The following is an 18,117-nucleotide window of genomic DNA, read 5'->3' on the forward strand; positions in this document are numbered from 1 at the left end:
GCGACTACATCGATTTGTAGATACGGATTTCTGGGTCAGCCTTGAGGTAAGGGCTCAGACCGCCCACGACATCCTTGGTAAACAGCTCGCTTGTCAGGTACTGCTGCGCCTCGGCCTCGGAAGAGAAACCGTGCAGAACCTGTACGTCGTCGGTGCGGATCAGCAGCTCTTTGGAGGTCGCGCCGGGGATTGTGTCCAGGAAAGGCTGCTTGTACTTGGTGTAGACAGCGGCCGCGTTTGCGCGATCTGCGTCATCAACTTTCAGTGTTATTTCCAGATACGCATCCGCCGCATAAGCTGCGCTGGCGAAGTGCATGGCGCCCAGTACGACTGCGAGTTTTGTGTAACGTTTCAAACTGGCAATAGTCATTCGTAGGATCCTCATAGAGTAGTGGAAAAAAGCAGCGCGAGCATAAACGATTGCGGCAACGAGGGTTATCCGGTAATTCCCTCATTCAATGGCGGGCATCGACGGTGCCGTGACGGTTGAGCGAAAGACCGGGGTTTGGGATCCGAGGACGCTGGTCAGGGGCAAGGTGGCGTGGCGGCTGAGCCTGCGGTGGTACCCGGAGCAAGGGCGGGCGAACAAGCTCTCTCCGCACACAGTGATCGTCCCGGACGACGATCGAGCCACGCCACCGGAGCACCCATCGAGCGTCGAGGTATATTGGAGGACATGTTTTGTCTGCTTGATTGTTATACGACACCATTTACGATATTTCGTCTGCTGCACCCCGCGCCATCGGGTGGCGCCGTGTCGAAAGGCCACAAAAAAGCCCGCATGCGAACCTGCGGGCTTTTTTGTGCCGGTCCGGCCTGTCCGTGTCAGCTCAACGGCGCGTAGCCCGGGTTGTCGCTCATGCCCTTGATGCGTGGTTCGTTCAGCTGGATGCCGCTGACGGTCTTCACATCGCGCAGATACTCCGCCACCACGTCCCAGACGGGCCTGTCGGTGTCACCGGCCGGCGTCTCCTGCACGCTGGCCCAGCCGGCGACCAGATACTCCTTGTCGGCATCGATGGGCTTACCGTCGAGTTGCAGGTCACCGATGCGGTGATTCATCTCCGCCGTCGGATCGATGCTGTACTGCAGGCCGCCCACACGTACCATGTCGCCGCCCTGCTGGTAGTAGGGATCCGGGTTGAACAGGTTGTCGGCAACGTCCTCCAGGATCTCCTTGAGGCGTGCACCGGTCATGGGGTTGAGCGTCGTATTCGGATAGGTGATGGCCGTCTGGGTCATCAGCTGGTCCATGGTGATGGGCTCGCCCGGCAGCACGCTCACGCCCCAGCGGAAACCGGGCGAGAAGGCGATCTGGGCACCGGTCACTGCCATCAGGCCGTCGCAGATGAGCTGGTCGAAGGTACCGTTGAAGTTACCACGGCGGTAGAGCAGATCGTCGGTGGTCGCGAGCTGTTCGTCGAGCTGGTCCTTGTAGGGTGCGCGTATCTGGTCGATGTAGGCGGCCATGTCGGCATCCGCCGGCAGCAGGTTCGAGAACACCGGCAGCAGTCGATACCGGTAGTCGCTGACCCGGCCGTTTTTGACGTCGAGGTCGAGGACCGAGAGGAACTTGCTGTTGGAGCCGGCGTTGGTGACCAGCGTCTTGCCACCGGGATTCGAGACCACGGCCGGTGCGGGTACGGCGTCGTGGGTGTGACCACCCATGATGGCGTCGATACCGCTGACGCGGCTGGCCATCTTGAGGTCCACATCCATGCCGTTGTGTGACAGCACGATCACTACCTGGGCACCTTCCTTGCGGGCCTTGTCGACCATCTCCTGCATGCGTTCGTCACGGATGCCGAAGCTCCAGTCGGGGATCATGTAGCGCGGATTCGCGATGGGCGTGTAGGGGAAGGCCTGCCCGATGACGGCGGTGGGCACGCCATTGATCTCACGGATTACGTAGGGTTTGAAGACCTGTTCGCCCCATTCGTTGTCGAGCACGTTCTGGGCGAGGAATTCGATGCGGTCCTTGAAGTCCTTGTCGATGATCTCGCGCACGCGTTCGGCGCCGTAGGTCATTTCCCAGTGCGGCGTCATGATGTCCACGCCCAGCAGGAGCTGGGCGTCGACCATGTCCTGGGCGTTGGTCCACAGCGATGTGGCGGAACCCTGCCAGGTGTCGCCACCATCCAGCAGCAGGGCACCGGGGCGCTGGGCGCGGATGCGCTTGATCAAGGTCGCGAGATGGGCGAAGCCGCCGACCTTGCCGAACTCGCGCGCCGCCGTGACGAAATCGAGGTAGGTGAAGGCGTGCGCCTCGAGCGTGCCGGGCTGGATACCGTAGTGCTTCAGAAAGGCCTCGCCGACCAGGTGTGGCGGTTGGCCGGCCATGCCGCCGACGCCGAGATTGATATTCGGTTCGCGGAAATACACCGGCAGGAGCTGCGCGTGGCAGTCGGTGTAGTGGAGTACGGACACGTTGCCGAACGATGGCAGTTCGTACAGATCGCTCGGCCCCTTGGCGGGTTTAATGCCACCGGAGGCCTTCTCGGAGCCGGAGTCGCACCCGGACAGATTGACGCCCGCGGCACCGGCGATCGCCAGCATCTGTAGAAATTCACGCCGTGAAATGGTCATTGCTGCTCTCCAGAAGGGCGGGGACTACGGAGGGACGGTGTTCGGCCGCCGGATGGCCTCGCCAATGGGCCTTGGCTCTGAGGACGAAGGAACCCGGCCTGGTCGGCCCAGGCCGGGTTCACGACGGATCGTGCTTACTTGCGGGAGCCCGGGCCGTTGACGGAGATACCGTTACTCATGTAGGACTCGAAATACTCGAGGGCCTTGTACTCCGCGCTCTGCGCGGGGTACGACTTCGCCCGCACTTGCTCGTTGCAGCCGCCATAACGGCGGTGCAGGGTTCCCAGTTCGCCCCAGTTGGAGCGGTAGACCGGGAAGTGCGTGACATGGCCCATCGCCGGGCTCAGCAGGTCGGCACGGACGTAGTTGCCGGCATTGGTGACATGGCAGTCCGCACAGGCCATGTTGAGCTGGCCACGTTTGGCATAGAAGTGCTGCTTGCCCCGCTCATAGTTGGCCAGTGCGCGGGGATCGTTGGGGACCACGATGTTCATCTCGTTGCCGCGTGAGGTGTAGGCCATGTAGGCGGAGACGTCAGCGATAGGGCCCTTCTTCCACCCATAGGGCTTTTCACCGTTGGCCTCACGGCAGGCATTGATGGCGCCCTCCAGCGTGACCAGCTCGCCGGTGGCAGCATCGAACAGCGGGTAGTTCTGGCGGATGCCGATGCCACCGTTCGGGAAACAACTCGCATAGGTCTTACCGTTCTTGAAGGGTGTCTCGAACAGCTTCTTACCGTTGTCGATGTTGAGCTCGTAGGGAGGGAAGTCCTCGATGGACTCCCACTGTGCCCGGGATTCGGCATCGATGGCGTAGACGCCGTTGGCATACTCCTCAAGCGGCACGTTGGGGAAGCGCTTCTTGAAGTAGGCGTGGAAGTCCTTCAGGTCCTGCTCCGGGCTGGCATTGACCGTGTATGGCAGGGACGCTGCAATCCCCAGGGCCGCCAGGATGCTCAGGAGTTTTCTCATTGACGTTGTCTCCTCGGGTGGGGTGGTCAGAGCGCGCCTGGCGGCGCGATCTGCTCGTTTTTCAGTCGATGACGGTTTCCTGCGAGTCGCTTTCGCCGGTGTTATCGACCCAGCGCAGGGTCAGCTTGTCACCGGTCTTGGCGCCCTTGAACCGGAAGGACAGGTAGGGGTTTTTGGAGATGGCGACGCCCCACAGTGCGGTCAGAACGGTATTGCCGTTATGCTCGCAGACCACTTCCTGGATGAAATGTGCAGGGATGGCCTTGCCCGTCTTCTTGTCCTTCACAAGACCGGTGTCCATCGGGTGGCTGACCAGGGCCTTGACCGTGGTTACATCGCCGGCCAGCTTAGCGCGAACCTTAATCGTGTTTGCCATTGTATTGCTTCCTTTTGCGTAATCGTGTGAGTGTCAGGAACGGATCGGGCGTCCTCAGCCGCCGCAACCACCGATCGTGACCTTGACCTCTTTACCGGTGCTGTAGAGCTTGCCGCCGGCCTTGACCACGGCGATCACGCTCGAGGTCGCGCCCAGCTTGATGCGGGTGGCGATGAAGGGCTCGGTGCCGGCACCCAGGGTGTACGAGGAGGTCAGCGGTGAAGCGTTCTTCTCGGCGAGGATGCTGATCGACTCGACACCGTCCATATCGGTTTCGACTGAGACCGGTACCACGGAGCCGTTTTCGGCGATATCCGGCACCTTGATCTTGATCTTGTCGCTGCCTGTGAGTTGCGAACTGCCGAACAGGTCTGTCACCGCAGCGTCTACGCTCTTGGCCTCGAAGGCGTCTTTGGGCCACGCAGCCAGCACGGCCCGCGGGGTGAGCAGACCGGTACCGATCGCCATACCCACGGCACTGGCGGCCAGGGTTCCTTTAAGAAGGGTCCTACGTTTCATGTTCGTCACTGCTGCTTCTCCTAGTCGTTGCCGTGGTGCCTGGGGCTAAAGGGTGTAGATGTAGTCGACGACTTTGTCGATCTCGGCGTCGGTCAGTATCTTGTGGCGCCCGAAGGGCGGCATCATGCTATTGGGGTTGGCCTTGGTCGAATCCCAGATCTGGGCACGGAGTTTGGCCTTGTCCGGGAAGCGCGCCTGCATGGCCACGAGCGGCGGCCCGATGTTGCCGGGCAGTTCGCCCCCATCGACGTGATGGCAGGACAGGCAATTGCCCTTCCTGCGGTCGAATGCGATCTGCTTGCCCTGCTCTACGACGGATGCCGCGGCTGCTTCGGCGGCGACTGCTGCGGAGGGGCCCAGTGCCAGGCCCCCGAGCAGTGCTGCCAAGGAAGCGGCGGTTGAAAGGATGCTCGGGGATTGCCGCATCGTTGCCTCCTCAGTGGGTGTAGTGGTTGTGAAGGTTTGATTTATGACCGATGAGCCGTCTGGGACTTGCCGGCATCGTTATATAATAGAGATTTCGTACTGCGCGGCATACGCTCGGACTATAGCGCCGTGATCCCGGCGAGTCAAAACCCACAGGCTGTCTCCGGTCTGCCTCAGGGTCAGCTAACATACTAATAGACACTGCATTTATGTGTTGCACTGGGGAGTAGTCTCCGACGCGTCGTCGACAGTTAGACGGCATGGTCGATGGATATATTCCTTGTGCCAGGGTCGTTCAGTGCTGGTTTTTTTTCTCTTCCAGGGCGATGGCCTTGAGTTCCTGCAGCCGCGAGTCGATTCGTGAGGCCTGGTAGAAATTCTGGCCTGGAAGCTTGGTCGCCAGCGTCAACTGTTCGACGGCCGCATGGGTCTGACCATTCAGGTAATAGTATTCCGCCATGGCCTCATGCGCATCAACGGGATGTCCCATGCCGGTGCTGGCCTTCGCCAGCAGCTCATAGAGCCCGGGTTGGGGCAGCGCCTGGTCGCGCCGGAAGTCCTCCAGTACCCGCTGGGCCTCCGCGAAATGGCGGTTGTCGAGGAGTGCATGGGCGTAGCCCTGGACAATCACCGGGTTGCCGGGATAGAGGGTGAGCAGGCCCCGGTAGCGGGTCAGCGCGGCATCGTTGCGGTCAGCATCCTCATCGATCCCCGCCAGGGCAAGCTGATAGGCGATACGGTCAGGATCTGTCTTCGCCAGTTGTTCCAGGGCTTGCTGAGCCTCCGCATAGTGGCCCGTGGCTGCCAGGGCAAGGCCCCGGCCATAGAGGCGCGCCGCGTCCGGCATCGGCGGATCTGTGCGGGATTGCGAGAAATAATTCAGGGCCTGCTTGGGATCCTTCGCCGTCAGCACGCGCAGCTTGGCCTGGGCGAGATAGAAGTTCAGGCTGTCGCGCACCTTGTGGGGCCGCTCCTGCTCGGCGCGCGCGGTGGCTTCGGCGATCCGGTCGGTGGTGACCGGATGGGTGCTGAGGAAGGGCGGTAGCCGATCGCCGTAATAGCGGGTGCTCTGGTAGAGGCGCTCGAAGAACCCCGGCATGCCCATGGGGTCGAATTCGGAGCGCGACAGGGTTTGCATGCCGATACGGTCGGCCTCCTTTTCGTTCGCGCGGGTGAAGTTGATCTGCTGCTGGATCGAGCCGGCCTGCACCGACATGATCGCGGCCTGGCCGGCCTCGCTGTTCTGGGTGCCGATCAGGATGGCGGCAAGCAGCGCCGCGGCCGTGGGCAGGCTGAGACGACTCGCCGAATCGTAGGCGCGGACCAAATGCTTCTGGGTGACGTGCGCGATTTCGTGTGCCAGCACGCCGGCCAGTTCGCTCTCGTTGCGTGCTGCCAGGAACAGGGCGCTGTGCGTGCCGATGAAGCCGCCCGGGGCCGCGAAGGCATTGATGGCGTCATCTTTCACTATGAAAAAGGTGAAGCGTTGTCCAGGGTCGTCGCTGCTGGCGACCAGGGTACTGCCAAGGCTGTCGAGGTAGGCGTTGAGTTCGGGGTCGTCGACGAACGGTACGCTCTGCCGCAGCCGGCGCATGAAGGCCTCCCCGAGCTGGTGTTCCTGTTCAGGCGTGATCAGGCGTTCGGCGGGGTCGCCGATGTTGGGTAGATCCACGGCAAAACTGGGATAGGTCGGCGGTAGGCACAACGAGGCCAGCAGCAGCAGACGCAGAAATGGGGACATAGAGGTCAGGCAGGGCTCTCCACGACAGATGACGTTGCATCAGTAGACCACGATACGCGGTTGATTGTTCCTCCGCCACCGGAGTAGAGTCCTGCGCCGGGCGCGGATCCCGGGCGCTAGTCGCGGGTCGCCGGGTTGTGGCGATCGCAGGCAGCATATATTAGTGTGTGCTAATATGTCTGTTCCGATTCGGGGGAGTGCGCATGTTCGGAGTGCCGGAAATCGACAGCCAAGAGTTGGCCAGGATCCTGCGGGAAGCGCCGGACAGTCTGCAACTGGTCGATGTGCGGACACCGCAGGAAACCGCTCAAGGAATCATCGCGGGCGCCGAACGGGTCCCTCTCCACCTCGTACCGCTGCGGGCCGATGAATGGTTGCAGGATGAGCGGCCGATGGTCGTATGCTGTCGGTCGGGAGCCCGCTCTGCACAGGCCTGTGCGTTCCTGGCGGCGCGCGGTGGCGAACGCCAGTTCATCAACCTGCGCGGCGGGCTGCTGGATTGGGCCCGACAGGGGTTGCCGCTGGTCTTGCCGCAAGCCGGCAACGCCTGCGCCTGAGGCCCGGCGAATCAAGGGCGGTCATCGTGCTCAGGTTGCGTTTGACGGATAGTTGGCATATAAATGCAATACTTTTTACGATCCTGTGTCGCCGAACCCGGGTATAGCGTTGCCCACGAAAACTCACTTCAGTAATTCTTTAAAGAGGAGTCTCATACATGGCTAATTTCGACGAGGAGCTGGATGCATCCGGCCTGAACTGCCCGCTGCCCATCCTGCGTGCGAAGAAGGCGCTCGGCGGCCTCACCAGCGGCAAGGTTCTGCACATCATCGCGACCGACCCGGGTTCCGTTAAGGACTTCGAGGCATTCGCCAAGCAGACGGGCAATGCCCTGCTGGAGTCGAAGGAAGAGAGTGGCAAATATCACTTCCTGATCAAGAAGGCCTGAGAGGTCGGGACTTCGCAGACCTGATACCTGGACGAAGTCCCGGCCTTGTGCCGGTGGCGGTTCGAGGTAGTAGGGATTTTAAAAAACCGCCCGGCGTGAAGCCGGGCGGTTTTTTTATGCATCGCCCGCCCGACGCCGGGCAGCGGGCTTGTCTCTCAGAATGTCCAGTTCGCCTGGGCACTGAAGATGTTCACATCCGCGTCATACGTCCCGACGAGCGCGCCGGCCGTGGTTGTGGAGACGTCGATCGGTGTGTCGTCCACGAACAGATGGGCGTAGCCGACATCGACGGATAGTGCCGGCGAATACCGATAGTTCGCACCGAACGCCAGCCAGGTGCGGTCATTGCCGGGGATACGCGGCGTGCGATGCCGGGCATCGGGGATGGGTTCCTCGTCATAGGCAATGCCGGCGCGCAACAGCCAGGCGCTGTTGTAACGGTAGTTCACGCCGAGAGAGTAACGCAGGCTGTTGTCCCAATTCTCCGGGGTGACGCTGTCGGGCTGTGCGGAGGCGTAGTCGATGCGCAGCTCGTCAAAACGGCTCCAGCGGGTCCAGGATACGTCCGCCAGCAGTGCCACGTTCGGATGGATGGCGTGGTAGAGACTCAGAGAGGTGGTTTCCGGCAGGGCGACGTCGGCCGTGACCGAGGTCGGTACGAAGACGTTCTGCGTCGTGAAGGCCGGATGGGCATTCGCGAAGGAGGCATCACCCTCCAGTTGCTGTTTGATCTTCGACCGGTACGCGAAACCTATGCGGGTGTTCGCGCCGGCCTCGTAGATGATCCCGAAATTGTAGCCGAAGCTCCAATCGTCACCCTTGACGGTGCCGGTGGCATCGCCGGTCACCGCTGCGCAGCCTGCTATAGCGCTGCCTGCGGGAACACCGGCCGCGACCTGACGGGCAACACAGACGCTGTTCTGGTCGATGGCCTGACTCAGCGTCGCCTCGATGTACTGTGCACTCACACCCACGCCCACCGACAGATTCGGCGCCGCCGTGTAGGCGATGGCGGGGTTGATGTTGACGGTCTTCACCTCGGACTCGATGGCGTGATAACGACCCACCCAGTCGGCGTCATATTCTGTCTTCAGACCGAAGGGGGCGTTGATCCCCAGACCGAAGACGAAACCGTTCGGTAACGGCTGGCTGTAATACAGGTTGGGCACCAGGGCGAGGTCGCCGGCATCGCCGCCCATACCGCCGCCGATCGGGGCGCCGAGTGCGTTGGTGGCGCCGCCGGAAAACTTGGCGGACGGTCTGACAAGATGCCCCGCGACGCTGACCTGGCTGCCGTGCAGATAGGTCAGCCCCGCGGGATTGTAGAAGATCGTCGAGGCGTCCTCGGCGCTGGCCGCGGCACCGGCATAGGCCGTGCCCAGCCCGCTGACACCCTGCTCGATCAGGGCGAAGCCGGCGGCGTGGGCCTGGGCGACCGCACCGGCAAGGATCGTGGCGACAAACATCCGGCGTTTGAGATACAGGTGACGGTATTCGGTCATGTGCGACTCCTCGGGGTTGGCGTTGTTGTAAGGCGTCCCCGGATATTGAAGCACAGAACCGTTAAAAAAACGTGGCGATCGGCCGTTGCTGTTGCTGCTCCGCAACAAAGGCATCGATGACAGGCTGTGGCATGGGCTTTGCACAGTGAGGTTTCATTGACAGTTTGTTGCTCCATTGTCATTCTGTTGCGCGGCCCGTAGGGTTGTTGCGAAAAAACAACGATTTACTCGATATCCTAGCCAGGAGGGATGAGACTCATGAAAGGCAACATCAGGTATTCCTTGGTTGCGGCCGCTGTCGCCGCGGCCATCGCCGCCCCGGCGGCCTATGCCACCAACGGCTACTTCAAGATCGGTCACGGCACCAAGAACCGCGGCATGGCCGGTGCCGGCATCGCCTTCGCGCAGGATTCGCTCGCGCCGGCGACCAATCCTTCGGGTATTTCGTTCATCGGTAACCGCGTGGATTTCGGCATGGAACTATTCAATCCGAATCGCGATGCAAGTCTGGATGCAACCATGATCGGTGGTGCTGACAGCGGCAAGGTCGACAGTGGCGCGACCCTGTTCGCGATCCCGCACGCCGGCTTCGCCTTCAGCATGGGCGACATGACCGCTGGTCTCAGCATCGTGGCCAATGGCGGCATGAATACGCGCTACAACACCAATGTTTTTGATACAGCATTGGCGCCGGCGGCAGGTGCTCCCGTAGGGGCTATGCCGGATACGGGTACGCTGGGCGTGAATCTGTCACAGGTCCTGCTGCTTCCGACGGTTGCCTATAAGATCAACGACGACCACTCGATCGGCGCATCGTTGATTGTCGGTTACCAGCGTTTCCGTGCCTACGGTCTGGGTAATTTTGCAGCCTTCAATTTCTCGAGTGACGCCGCACATCTGACGAACAAGGGCGACGATGACGCCTGGGGCGCAGGCGCCCGCATTGGTTGGACCGGGAAATTGACCGACGCTGTGACGGTCGGCGCAACGTATGCTTCAAAAGTCTACATGCAAGAGTTCGATAGCTACAAAGGCCTGTTTGCAGAGCAGGGTGATTTCGACATTCCTGCAAGTTATGGCATAGGTATCGCACTGAAGGCCACACCCGCAGTTACCATCGCCTTTGATGTGCAGCGCATTGAGTACAGTGACGTCGCCGCGATCGGTAATGCCGGCCCCACTGCTGCCGAATTCCTGGGGGCATTCTCAGCCCCAGTCGATAGCACAAAGCTCCTGGGTGCTGATGGTGGGTTTGGCTTCGGCTGGCAGGACGTCACGGTCTATAAACTGGGCGTGGACTATCAGTACAACAATCAGTGGACCTTCCGTGGGGGCATCAACTACGGCGAGAACCCCATCGATTCAAACCAGAACCTGTTCAACATCCTGGCGCCGGGTATCGTCGAGAAGCATGTCACCCTGGGCTTCACCTACGCACCGACTGCCTACAACGAGGTCAGCGTGACGTACATGCATGCCTTCCGCGAGGATCAGTCCTATACATACGCCATGGGTCCCGCCTCCTACACGGCCGACATCGGCATGGACCAGAACGCCATCGAAGTCAGCTACGCGATGAAGTTCTGATCGCGTCCATCTGAACGGAGCGACCTTGCTTCGCAGCGAACCAGAAGGGCCATGGTTGACATGGCCCTTTTTTTTCGTCATTTAGTCTGTCGCACGGCGGGACTGTTTCATCTAGAATGGCGCCACATCAAAAAACAAAGGCTTATGGATAGGAGGATCTACTTATGAGGACACGGATCATGAAGCTGTTTACCGCGTTGTTGACGGCAGTCGTGACGCTGTTGCCGCTGGCGTCCAGTGTGCAGGCGGCCGATGTATACCAGCCCTTCATTCTCGCCTCACGTGGCGCGGGGGATATGCAGGCCAAGGTGGCCGAGGTCAAACAGGCGCTGACCGGTGCGGGCTTCGAGGTCGTGGGAGACTACGAGCCCTATCCTGACGCGCATATCGTCATCTTCACCAGTGATGCCCTGAAGAAGGTGGCCGCCAGATCGGAGTACGGTGGATTCGCCGCCGCCCAGCGCGTGGCCGTGACCCGGGTCGGCGACGAGTTGCAGGTTGCCTACGTCAACCCCGTCTACATGGCCTATGCCTATCGGCTCAAGGACAACCTGGCCGATACGGCGCAAGCGCTGGCCAAGACGCTCGGTAATCTCCAGGAGTTCGGGTCCGGAAAGGGTCTGACTGAGCGCAAGCTTAGCAAGTATCACTACACCTTCGGTATGGAATATTTCAACGACGTCTATGACTTGGCGACCTATGCCAGTCACGCAGAGGCGTTGAAGGCAGTCGAGAAGAATCTGGCCACCAATACCGTCGGCGTGCGCGAGCTGTACCGCATCGATATCCCTGGTAAGGAAGAGACTGTCTATGGCGTCTCCATGCAGGCCGGCCCCAACGGCGATCAGTACATGGATGACAAGTTTCAGATGAGTGTGGTCGATTTCGGCGAGCTGAAGGGTACGCCCTATCTCCCCTACGAGGTGATGGTCATCGGCAATCGCGTGGTCGCCCTGCACATGCGGTTCCGTATGGCGGTGTACTACCCGGACCTCAAGATGATGGGCGAAAACAGCTTCATGAAGCTCATGCCAAGCCCCGAGGCCATCCGCAAGGCGCTCACGGCCGCGGTCGGCGGCACCCCCTGAGGCAGCCTTCAGTCTCCCTGCTCAAGCAAAGACCCCGGCCTTCGGGGTCTTTGCTTTGTACGCCCCGCGCGGGCGCACTCCTGAGAGTGTATTTCCCCGCTTACGCCACCTGACTCACGATCTGGCTCACTAAGAAACACGTTATGACCTGAACGCCGGTTGGGAACGCGTTGTAACTACCCCTCCCGGTACGCTCGATGGGTCCGAACAGCTGTGCCAGGTGATCTGTGTCTTCATAAGCTGTCTGTCACTCGATGCCAGCACCTCCACGCTTAAGTTTTTTGTAACAAGCGTCGCTATCGGAATCAGGAACCAGCGCCGGCGAGCGGGCACGTGCGCCAACACTCTGCGGTCGATGCCGGCTCGGGCGCAATTTCCTTGCTAACACAGACCTTGCCTGGGGCAACTCAGCGGGCCGCGCGGTGAGTGCAGGTTTTGAGTAACGTCGGGCAGTGTGCCCTAACCAGTCCAGCCTTGTGGGTGAGTTTATGAAACGGAGTATCCTGCGAAACCTTCTTGCCGCCTCGATCGTCTTCTGGGTGCTGGTGGGTGTACTGTTTCCGAGCGTCGCACGCCTGGTCACGGAATGGGATCCAGGCCTGTTGGGGTGGGCGGCGCTGATCCTGCTGTTAAGCCCCGTGCTGGGTGTTGCGAACTACTGGTTGGTCAACACGATCCTGTTGCGCAAACTCAAGCACATCTCGGCGGCCGCCAACGCCATCAGCCAGAACGACCTGAACGTGGCCTGCGAGGTGGAAAGCCACGACCTGATCGGCGAGATCGTCGGCAGTTTCAACGCCATGCGCGATAATCTGCGCGGTATCATCCATGAGCTCAGTGGCGCGACCGCGCAGGTCGCAGCCGCCGCCGAGGAGCTTTCGGCCGTCACCGACGAGACCAGTCGCGGGGTGCAGAATCAGCAGGTCGAGATCGAGCATGTGGCCACGGCCATGAACCAGATGACCGCGACGGTGCAGGAAGTGGCCCACAACGCCGCACTGGCCGCGCAGTCGGCGCAGCAGGCCGACCGCGAAGCCAAGGGCGGTGCCCTGGTGGCCACCGAGGCCCTGGGCGGCATCGACAATCTGGTGAACGAAATGGAGCGTGCCTCCGGTGTCATCCACAAACTGGAAAATGAGTCGGAGAGTATTGGCATGGTGCTGGATGTGATCCGCGGTATCGCCGAGCAGACCAATCTGCTGGCCCTGAACGCAGCCATAGAGGCCGCGCGCGCGGGCGAGCAGGGTCGTGGTTTCGCCGTGGTCGCCGACGAGGTCCGTACGCTGGCCAGCCGCACCCAGAAATCCACTCAGGAGATTCAGCAGATGATCGAACGCCTGCAGGTGGGTGCAGGTGACGCCGTGCGGGTGATGAACGAGGCGCGCGGCATGGCCCAGGGTTGCTCCGATCAGGTGGAGAAGGCCGCTGAGTCGCTGGGCGGGATCGCTGGCTCCGTATCCCAGATCAACGATATGAACACCCAGATCGCGAGCGCTGCCGAGGAGCAGAGCGCCGTGGCCGCTGAAATCAACGCCAACGTCAGCAATATCCGTGACGTGGCCGATCAGGCGGCTGCCGGTGCTCAGCAAACGGCCAGTGCCAGCGACGAGCTGGCGCGCCTGTCCGCACAGTTGCAGGGTTTGATGGGACGTTTCCGTATGTAGACGGCAGGCCGATTACCCGCGTGAAAGCAGACCCGCCGCAAGGCGGGTTTGTTCTTTGGGTGGTACTGGCGGTGTTACCAAGGCCGGCATCAGCAACGCCGCATGCCGTGTCGGCAGGACACCGTGAGTACGCGTCCGAGGGCGCCCTCTCAACCGCTCCGTGGTCTCACCTTGTACCCCATAGGGCAGGTGTCAGAATCCGCCGCCATTGCCCCGCGGCGCGCCGGACACAAGTTTCACTTGCCTCTTGTATCTTGTATCTTGTATCTCTATCCACAGGAGATCACGGATGCTGAATTCCCCCCGCCCCTGGCTGCCGTTGGTGTTGGCACTGGCGTTGTGCGGCAACGTCATGGCCGTGGGTCTCGACACGCAGCCGGCGGCCGTCCGCGAGATCACCCTCGAGCAGCGCTTTGATGGCGTGGTCGAGGCAGTGCACCGGGCGACCGTCTCCGCGCAGACCTCGGGGCGTATCGAGGCGATCCTGTTCGACGTCGACGACTATGTGGAGCGCGGCGCGGTCCTGCTGCGCTTCCGGGCGACCGAGCAGGCGGCGCGCCAGAGACAGGCCGAGGCCGGCCTCGAGGAGGCGCGCGCGCGACTGCGCGAAGCCCGCGACGAGCGCGGCCGCATCGCCGGGATCTTCGCCAGGGGCCTGGTGGCGAAGGCGGCCATGGACCGGGCCGATGCCGACCTCAAGGCCGCCCAGGCACGCTTCGAAAGTGCCCAGGCACAGCTTGCGGAGGCCAGCGAGCAACTGGAACATACGGTCGTACGTGCACCGTACAGTGGCATCGTGGTCGAACGTCATGTCGAGCTCGGCGAGACCGCCAATCCGGGGCAGCCGCTCATGACCGGCCTGTCACTCGAGCGTCTGCGCGCGGTGACGGCCGTGCCGCAGCGTTACGTCACCGAGGTGCGGGCGTTGGCGCCGGATGCGATCCGTGTCTATACCGATGCGGGTGCGGCCCTGTCCAGCGAATCGATTACGGTGTCACCCTATGCCGACCCGGGCAGCCACAGCTTCCGTGTACGCCTGGATCTCGCGCCCGGCAGCCACAGCCTCTATCCCGGTATGCTGGTCAAGGTGGGTTTTGCGCTGGGGGAGGGCGAGCAACTGCTCATCCCGCAATCCGCCCTGGTGCGGCGCAGTGAGGTCACGGGTGTCTATGTCGTGGACCCCGATGGTGCGGTGACCCTCCGGCAGATCCGCGCGGGTCATATCATTGACGACGACCATGTGGTGATCCTGGCTGGTCTCAAGCCTGGCGAGCAGGTCGCACTCGACCCCGTCGCCGCGGCCGTCCTTCTCAAACGGCAGACGGCGGGCACCACGCCGTGAGCGAGCGACTCGGTATCTCTGGCGCCATCGCGCGCACATTCCTGCAATCCCAGATCACGCCGCTGCTGGCACTGGCAGGTTTTCTGCTGGGCCTGTTCGCCGTGGCCATCACGCCGCGTGAAGAAGAGCCACAGATCGACGTGACCTTCGCCAACATCTTCATCCCCTTTCCGGGCGCCACCGCCAGCGAGGTGGAACACCTGGTCACGACGCCCGCCGAGCAGGTGATGTCGGAGATCGAGGGCGTCAAGCACATCTATTCCGTGTCGCGGCCGGGCATGTCCGTGCTGACCGTCGAATACGAGGTGGGAGAGGACCGTACCCAGGCCATCGTGCGACTCTACAATGCCGTGTTCTCCAATCAGGACTGGCTGCCGCCCAATCTGGGTACGCTGCCGCCCATCGTCAAACCCAAGGGCATCGACGACGTGCCCATCGTGGCGGTCACCCTGTGGACCGCCGACCCGCTGCGCGGTGCCCGGGAACTGCAGGAGGTCGCCCATGCCATCGAGGCCGAACTGAAGCGGGTCCCCGGTACGCGCGAGATCTATACGCTCGGTGGCCCCGACCAGGTTGCGCATGTACTCCTGGACGTGCAGCGCATGGCCGGTACCGGCATCACCCTGGACGGGCTGCGCCAGGCCCTGCAGGGCGCGAACCAGGCCCGTGACAGCGGTGCGCTGGTGGACGGCAACACCGAGATCCTGGTGCGCACAGGTGATTTTCTCAGCCATACCGACGAGTTGGGTACGCTCGTGATCGGTGTGCATGAGGGGCGGCCGGTCTATCTGCGCGATATCGCCGAGATCCGCGCCGGTGCCGATCAGCCGGAACGCTACGCCTGGTTCGGCACGGGTCCGGCGGCGGCCCACAAGGGCATCGAACGACAGGGCGAATTTCCGGCAGTGACGCTTGCCATCGGCAAAAAGCCCGGGACGAATGCTGTGGTGATCGCTGATCAGGTCATCAGTCGGCTGGAGCATTTGCGCGGCATCTTTGTGCCCGCTGGTGTGGAGATGACCATCACCCGCAACTATGGTGAAACCGCCAACGACAAGGCGCAGACGCTGATCGCCAAGCTGGTGTTTGCCACTACCTTCGTGGTGTTGCTGGTGCTGGTGGCACTCGGCTGGCGTGCGGCCGTTATCGTCGGGCTGGCCGTGGTGATTACGCTCGCCATCACGCTGTTCGCCTCCTGGGCCTGGGGCTTTACACTCAATCGGGTATCACTGTTCGCCCTGATCTTTTCCATTGGCATCCTGGTCGACGATGCCATCGTGGTGGTGGAAAACATCCATCGCCACATGCTGATGGGCGGGCGCAGCCTGGTCGAATCGATACCTCTGGCGGTCGACGAGGTCGGTGGTCCAACGATACTGGCGACCTTTACTGTCATTGCGGCCTTGCTGCCGATGGCCTTCGTGACCGGTCTGATGGGTCCGTACATGAGCCCGATCCCCATCAATGCCAGCATCGGTATGCTGATCTCGCTGGTGGTGGCCTTCGTGTTGACGCCCTGGCTGGCACTGAAAATGATCGGCCGCGAGGCCGCGCACGACGAGGTGGGTGACGGCGTGTCACCGCGGCTGCTGCGATTCTTCCACCGCTGGGTCGGGCCGTTTCTGCGCGGTACGCAGGGGCGCGGCCGCCGCCGTGCCCTGGCGGCGACGGTGCTGGTACTGATCGTGCTGTCACTGGGACTCGTCGTGGTGCAGTGGGTGGTGCTGAAGATGCTGCCCTTCGACAACAAGTCGGAATTTCAGATCGTGGTCGACATGCCGGAAGGCACCGCGCTGGAACGCACCTCGCAGGTGCTGGGCGAGCTGGGTCGTTACCTGCGCGAAGTGCCCGAGGTCACCGACTATCAGATCTATGCCGGCACCTCGGCCCCCATCAACTTCAACGGCCTGGTCCGGCAGTACTATTTACGCACCGGGGCGAATGTCGGTGACATCCAGGTGAATCTGGTGCACCGGAAGCAGCGTGACCGCCAGAGCCACGAGATCGCGCGGTCGGTGCGGGCACCGCTGCAGGAGATCGGCGCCCGCTATGCTGCCAACATGAAGATCGTCGAGGTACCACCGGGGCCGCCGGTGCTGTCGCCGCTGGTGGTGGAGATCTACGGGTTGGACTATGCCGGCCAGATCCGTGTCGCCAGGCAGGTGCGTACCGTGTTCGAGGAGACTGCCGACATCGTCGACGTCGACGACAGTGTCGAGGCACCTGCGCCGCAGCTGCGGATACATATCGATCGCGAGCGGGCGGCCCTGCTGGGTGTGTCGCCCGCAAGCATCGTCGATGCGGTGGGCACGCTGTTGTCCGGCGACGACACCACGTATCTGCACAGCGAGGGACAGAAGTATCCAATCCCCGTGCGTCTGGAATTCCCGGTGGCGGACAAGGATCGCATCGAGCGGCTGTTCTCACTCCGGCTCACCGGTGCCGGCGGCCATCAGGTGGCGCTCGCCGACCTGGTGACCGTCGCCGAGACGCAGCGCGAACAGGCCATCCACCACAAGGACCTGCTGCCCATGGTGCAAGTCACCGGTGACATGGCTGGTCATCTGGACAGTCCGCTGTATGGCATGTTCGAGATGGTCGGTCGACTCCGTGACCTGCAGGTGGGCGGTGGCCAGCCGCTGCAGCAGTTCTTCATCAAGCAGCCGGAGAACCCCTACCGCTACTCCGTGAAATGGGACGGTGAATGGCAGATCACCTACGAGACCTTCCGCGACATGGGTATCGCCTATTCGGCGGGCCTGCTGCTGATCTATCTGCTGGTGGTCGCCCAGTTCCGTTCCTACCTCGCGCCGCTGATCATCATGGCCCCCATCCCGCTCACGATCATCGGTGTGATGCCGGGCCACGCGCTGCTGGGCGCACAGTTCACGGCGACCTCCATGATCGGCATGATCGCCCTGGCCGGCATCATCGTACGCAATTCGATCCTGCTGGTGGATTTCATCAATGCCGAGGCCAGGCGCGGTGTGCCCTTTGAAGAGGCGGTGCTGCGTTCCGGCGCGGTGCGCGCCAAGCCCATCGTGCTGACCGGGCTGGCTGCCGTGCTGGGTGCGCTGTTCATCCTGGACGATCCGATCTTCAGTGGCCTGGCGATTTCGCTGATCTTCGGGGTCCTGGTATCGACGGTATTGACCCTGCTGGTGATCCCCGTCATGTATTACGCCTTCCTGTGGAAGCGCCCTGGCTGGGGCGGCGCGGACAGTTGATAGCGCGACGACTGCCCGGATTCGCGCATATCCGCATCAGAATATTTTATGTTCGCTGGCTAAGCTGGTAGGATGAGCGCCGCCTCCGAACAGGCCGCAGGGCGCGAAGGGTCCGGACCTGACCGGCCGCGTACATCGGCCC

15 protein-coding genes are annotated in these 18,117 nt (G+C 62.1%); 7 read left to right on the top strand and 8 right to left on the bottom strand.

The window, feature by feature from the left end; all coding sequences use genetic code 11:
• Positions 1-4: 4 nt before the first annotated feature.
• The 7 genes from K8I04_03000 to K8I04_03030 all read right to left on the bottom strand — a co-directional run bounded on the left by K8I04_03000 (position 5) and on the right by K8I04_03030 (position 6,619).
• Positions 5-316 (bottom strand): hypothetical protein, encoded by a 312-nt coding sequence (locus K8I04_03000; protein MBZ0070689.1) that lies wholly within the window; start codon positions 314-316, stop codon positions 5-7.
• Positions 317-825: 509 nt separating this feature from the next.
• On the bottom strand, positions 826-2,586 hold the full coding sequence (gene soxB / locus K8I04_03005) for a thiosulfohydrolase SoxB (protein ID MBZ0070690.1): 1,761 nt from the start codon (positions 2,584-2,586) through the stop codon (positions 826-828).
• A gap of 134 nt (positions 2,587-2,720) precedes the next feature.
• Entirely contained in the window at positions 2,721-3,557 is an 837-nt protein-coding gene (gene soxA, locus K8I04_03010) for a sulfur oxidation c-type cytochrome SoxA (protein MBZ0070691.1), read from the bottom strand.
• A gap of 61 nt (positions 3,558-3,618) precedes the next feature.
• Positions 3,619-3,933 carry a thiosulfate oxidation carrier complex protein SoxZ gene (gene soxZ / locus K8I04_03015; GenBank protein ID MBZ0070692.1) on the bottom strand — a complete coding sequence of 105 codons (315 nt, stop codon included), beginning with the start codon at positions 3,931-3,933 and terminating at the stop codon, positions 3,619-3,621.
• A 54-nt stretch (positions 3,934-3,987) separates the two neighbouring features.
• A complete protein-coding gene (gene soxY, locus K8I04_03020; GenBank protein MBZ0070693.1) occupies positions 3,988-4,461 on the bottom strand; it encodes a thiosulfate oxidation carrier protein SoxY in 474 nt (157 codons plus the stop codon).
• A gap of 36 nt (positions 4,462-4,497) precedes the next feature.
• Positions 4,498-4,878: a sulfur oxidation c-type cytochrome SoxX gene (gene soxX / locus K8I04_03025; protein ID MBZ0070694.1), complete on the bottom strand. Its 381-nt coding sequence runs from the start codon at positions 4,876-4,878 to the stop codon at positions 4,498-4,500.
• A gap of 295 nt (positions 4,879-5,173) precedes the next feature.
• Positions 5,174-6,619 carry a M48 family metalloprotease gene (locus tag K8I04_03030; GenBank protein ID MBZ0070695.1) on the bottom strand — a complete coding sequence of 482 codons (1,446 nt, stop codon included), beginning with the start codon at positions 6,617-6,619 and terminating at the stop codon, positions 5,174-5,176.
• Between the two features lie 203 nt (positions 6,620-6,822).
• On the opposite strand from K8I04_03030, the gene K8I04_03035 reads away from it, so the two are divergent.
• Together K8I04_03035 and K8I04_03040 are read left to right on the top strand one after the other, a co-directional pair.
• Complete coding sequence (locus K8I04_03035; GenBank protein ID MBZ0070696.1) at positions 6,823-7,176, top strand: rhodanese-like domain-containing protein; 354 nt, start codon at positions 6,823-6,825, stop codon at positions 7,174-7,176.
• Between the two features lie 158 nt (positions 7,177-7,334).
• Positions 7,335-7,565 (top strand): sulfurtransferase TusA family protein, encoded by a 231-nt coding sequence (locus K8I04_03040; GenBank protein MBZ0070697.1) that lies wholly within the window; start codon positions 7,335-7,337, stop codon positions 7,563-7,565.
• 155 nt (positions 7,566-7,720) lie between these two features.
• On the opposite strand, the gene K8I04_03045 is transcribed toward K8I04_03040, so the two are convergent.
• Entirely contained in the window at positions 7,721-9,031 is a 1,311-nt protein-coding gene (locus K8I04_03045; protein MBZ0070698.1) for an outer membrane protein transport protein, read from the bottom strand.
• A gap of 294 nt (positions 9,032-9,325) precedes the next feature.
• Between K8I04_03045 and K8I04_03050 the strand changes: the two genes are divergently transcribed.
• From K8I04_03050 to K8I04_03070, 5 genes are all read left to right on the top strand, one after another.
• Positions 9,326-10,654, top strand: a complete 1,329-nt coding sequence (locus K8I04_03050; protein MBZ0070699.1) for an outer membrane protein transport protein — start codon at positions 9,326-9,328, stop codon at positions 10,652-10,654.
• A 179-nt stretch (positions 10,655-10,833) separates the two neighbouring features.
• Complete coding sequence (locus K8I04_03055; protein MBZ0070700.1) at positions 10,834-11,742, top strand: hypothetical protein; 909 nt, start codon at positions 10,834-10,836, stop codon at positions 11,740-11,742.
• A gap of 488 nt (positions 11,743-12,230) precedes the next feature.
• Complete coding sequence (locus K8I04_03060; protein MBZ0070701.1) at positions 12,231-13,406, top strand: methyl-accepting chemotaxis protein; 1,176 nt, start codon at positions 12,231-12,233, stop codon at positions 13,404-13,406.
• Between the two features lie 289 nt (positions 13,407-13,695).
• Positions 13,696-14,748 (top strand): efflux RND transporter periplasmic adaptor subunit, encoded by a 1,053-nt coding sequence (locus K8I04_03065; protein ID MBZ0070702.1) that lies wholly within the window; start codon positions 13,696-13,698, stop codon positions 14,746-14,748.
• Positions 14,745-17,975, top strand: coding sequence for an efflux RND transporter permease subunit (locus K8I04_03070; GenBank protein MBZ0070703.1), 3,231 nt, complete (start codon positions 14,745-14,747; stop codon positions 17,973-17,975). The genes K8I04_03065 and K8I04_03070 overlap by 4 nt, the downstream gene beginning before the upstream one ends.
• The last annotated feature ends 142 nt before the right edge of the window (positions 17,976-18,117 follow it).

The sequence above is a fragment of the Gammaproteobacteria bacterium genome, assembly GCA_019911805.1.
Classification (GTDB): Bacteria; Pseudomonadota; Gammaproteobacteria; order Thiohalobacterales; family Thiohalobacteraceae; genus JAHJQQ01.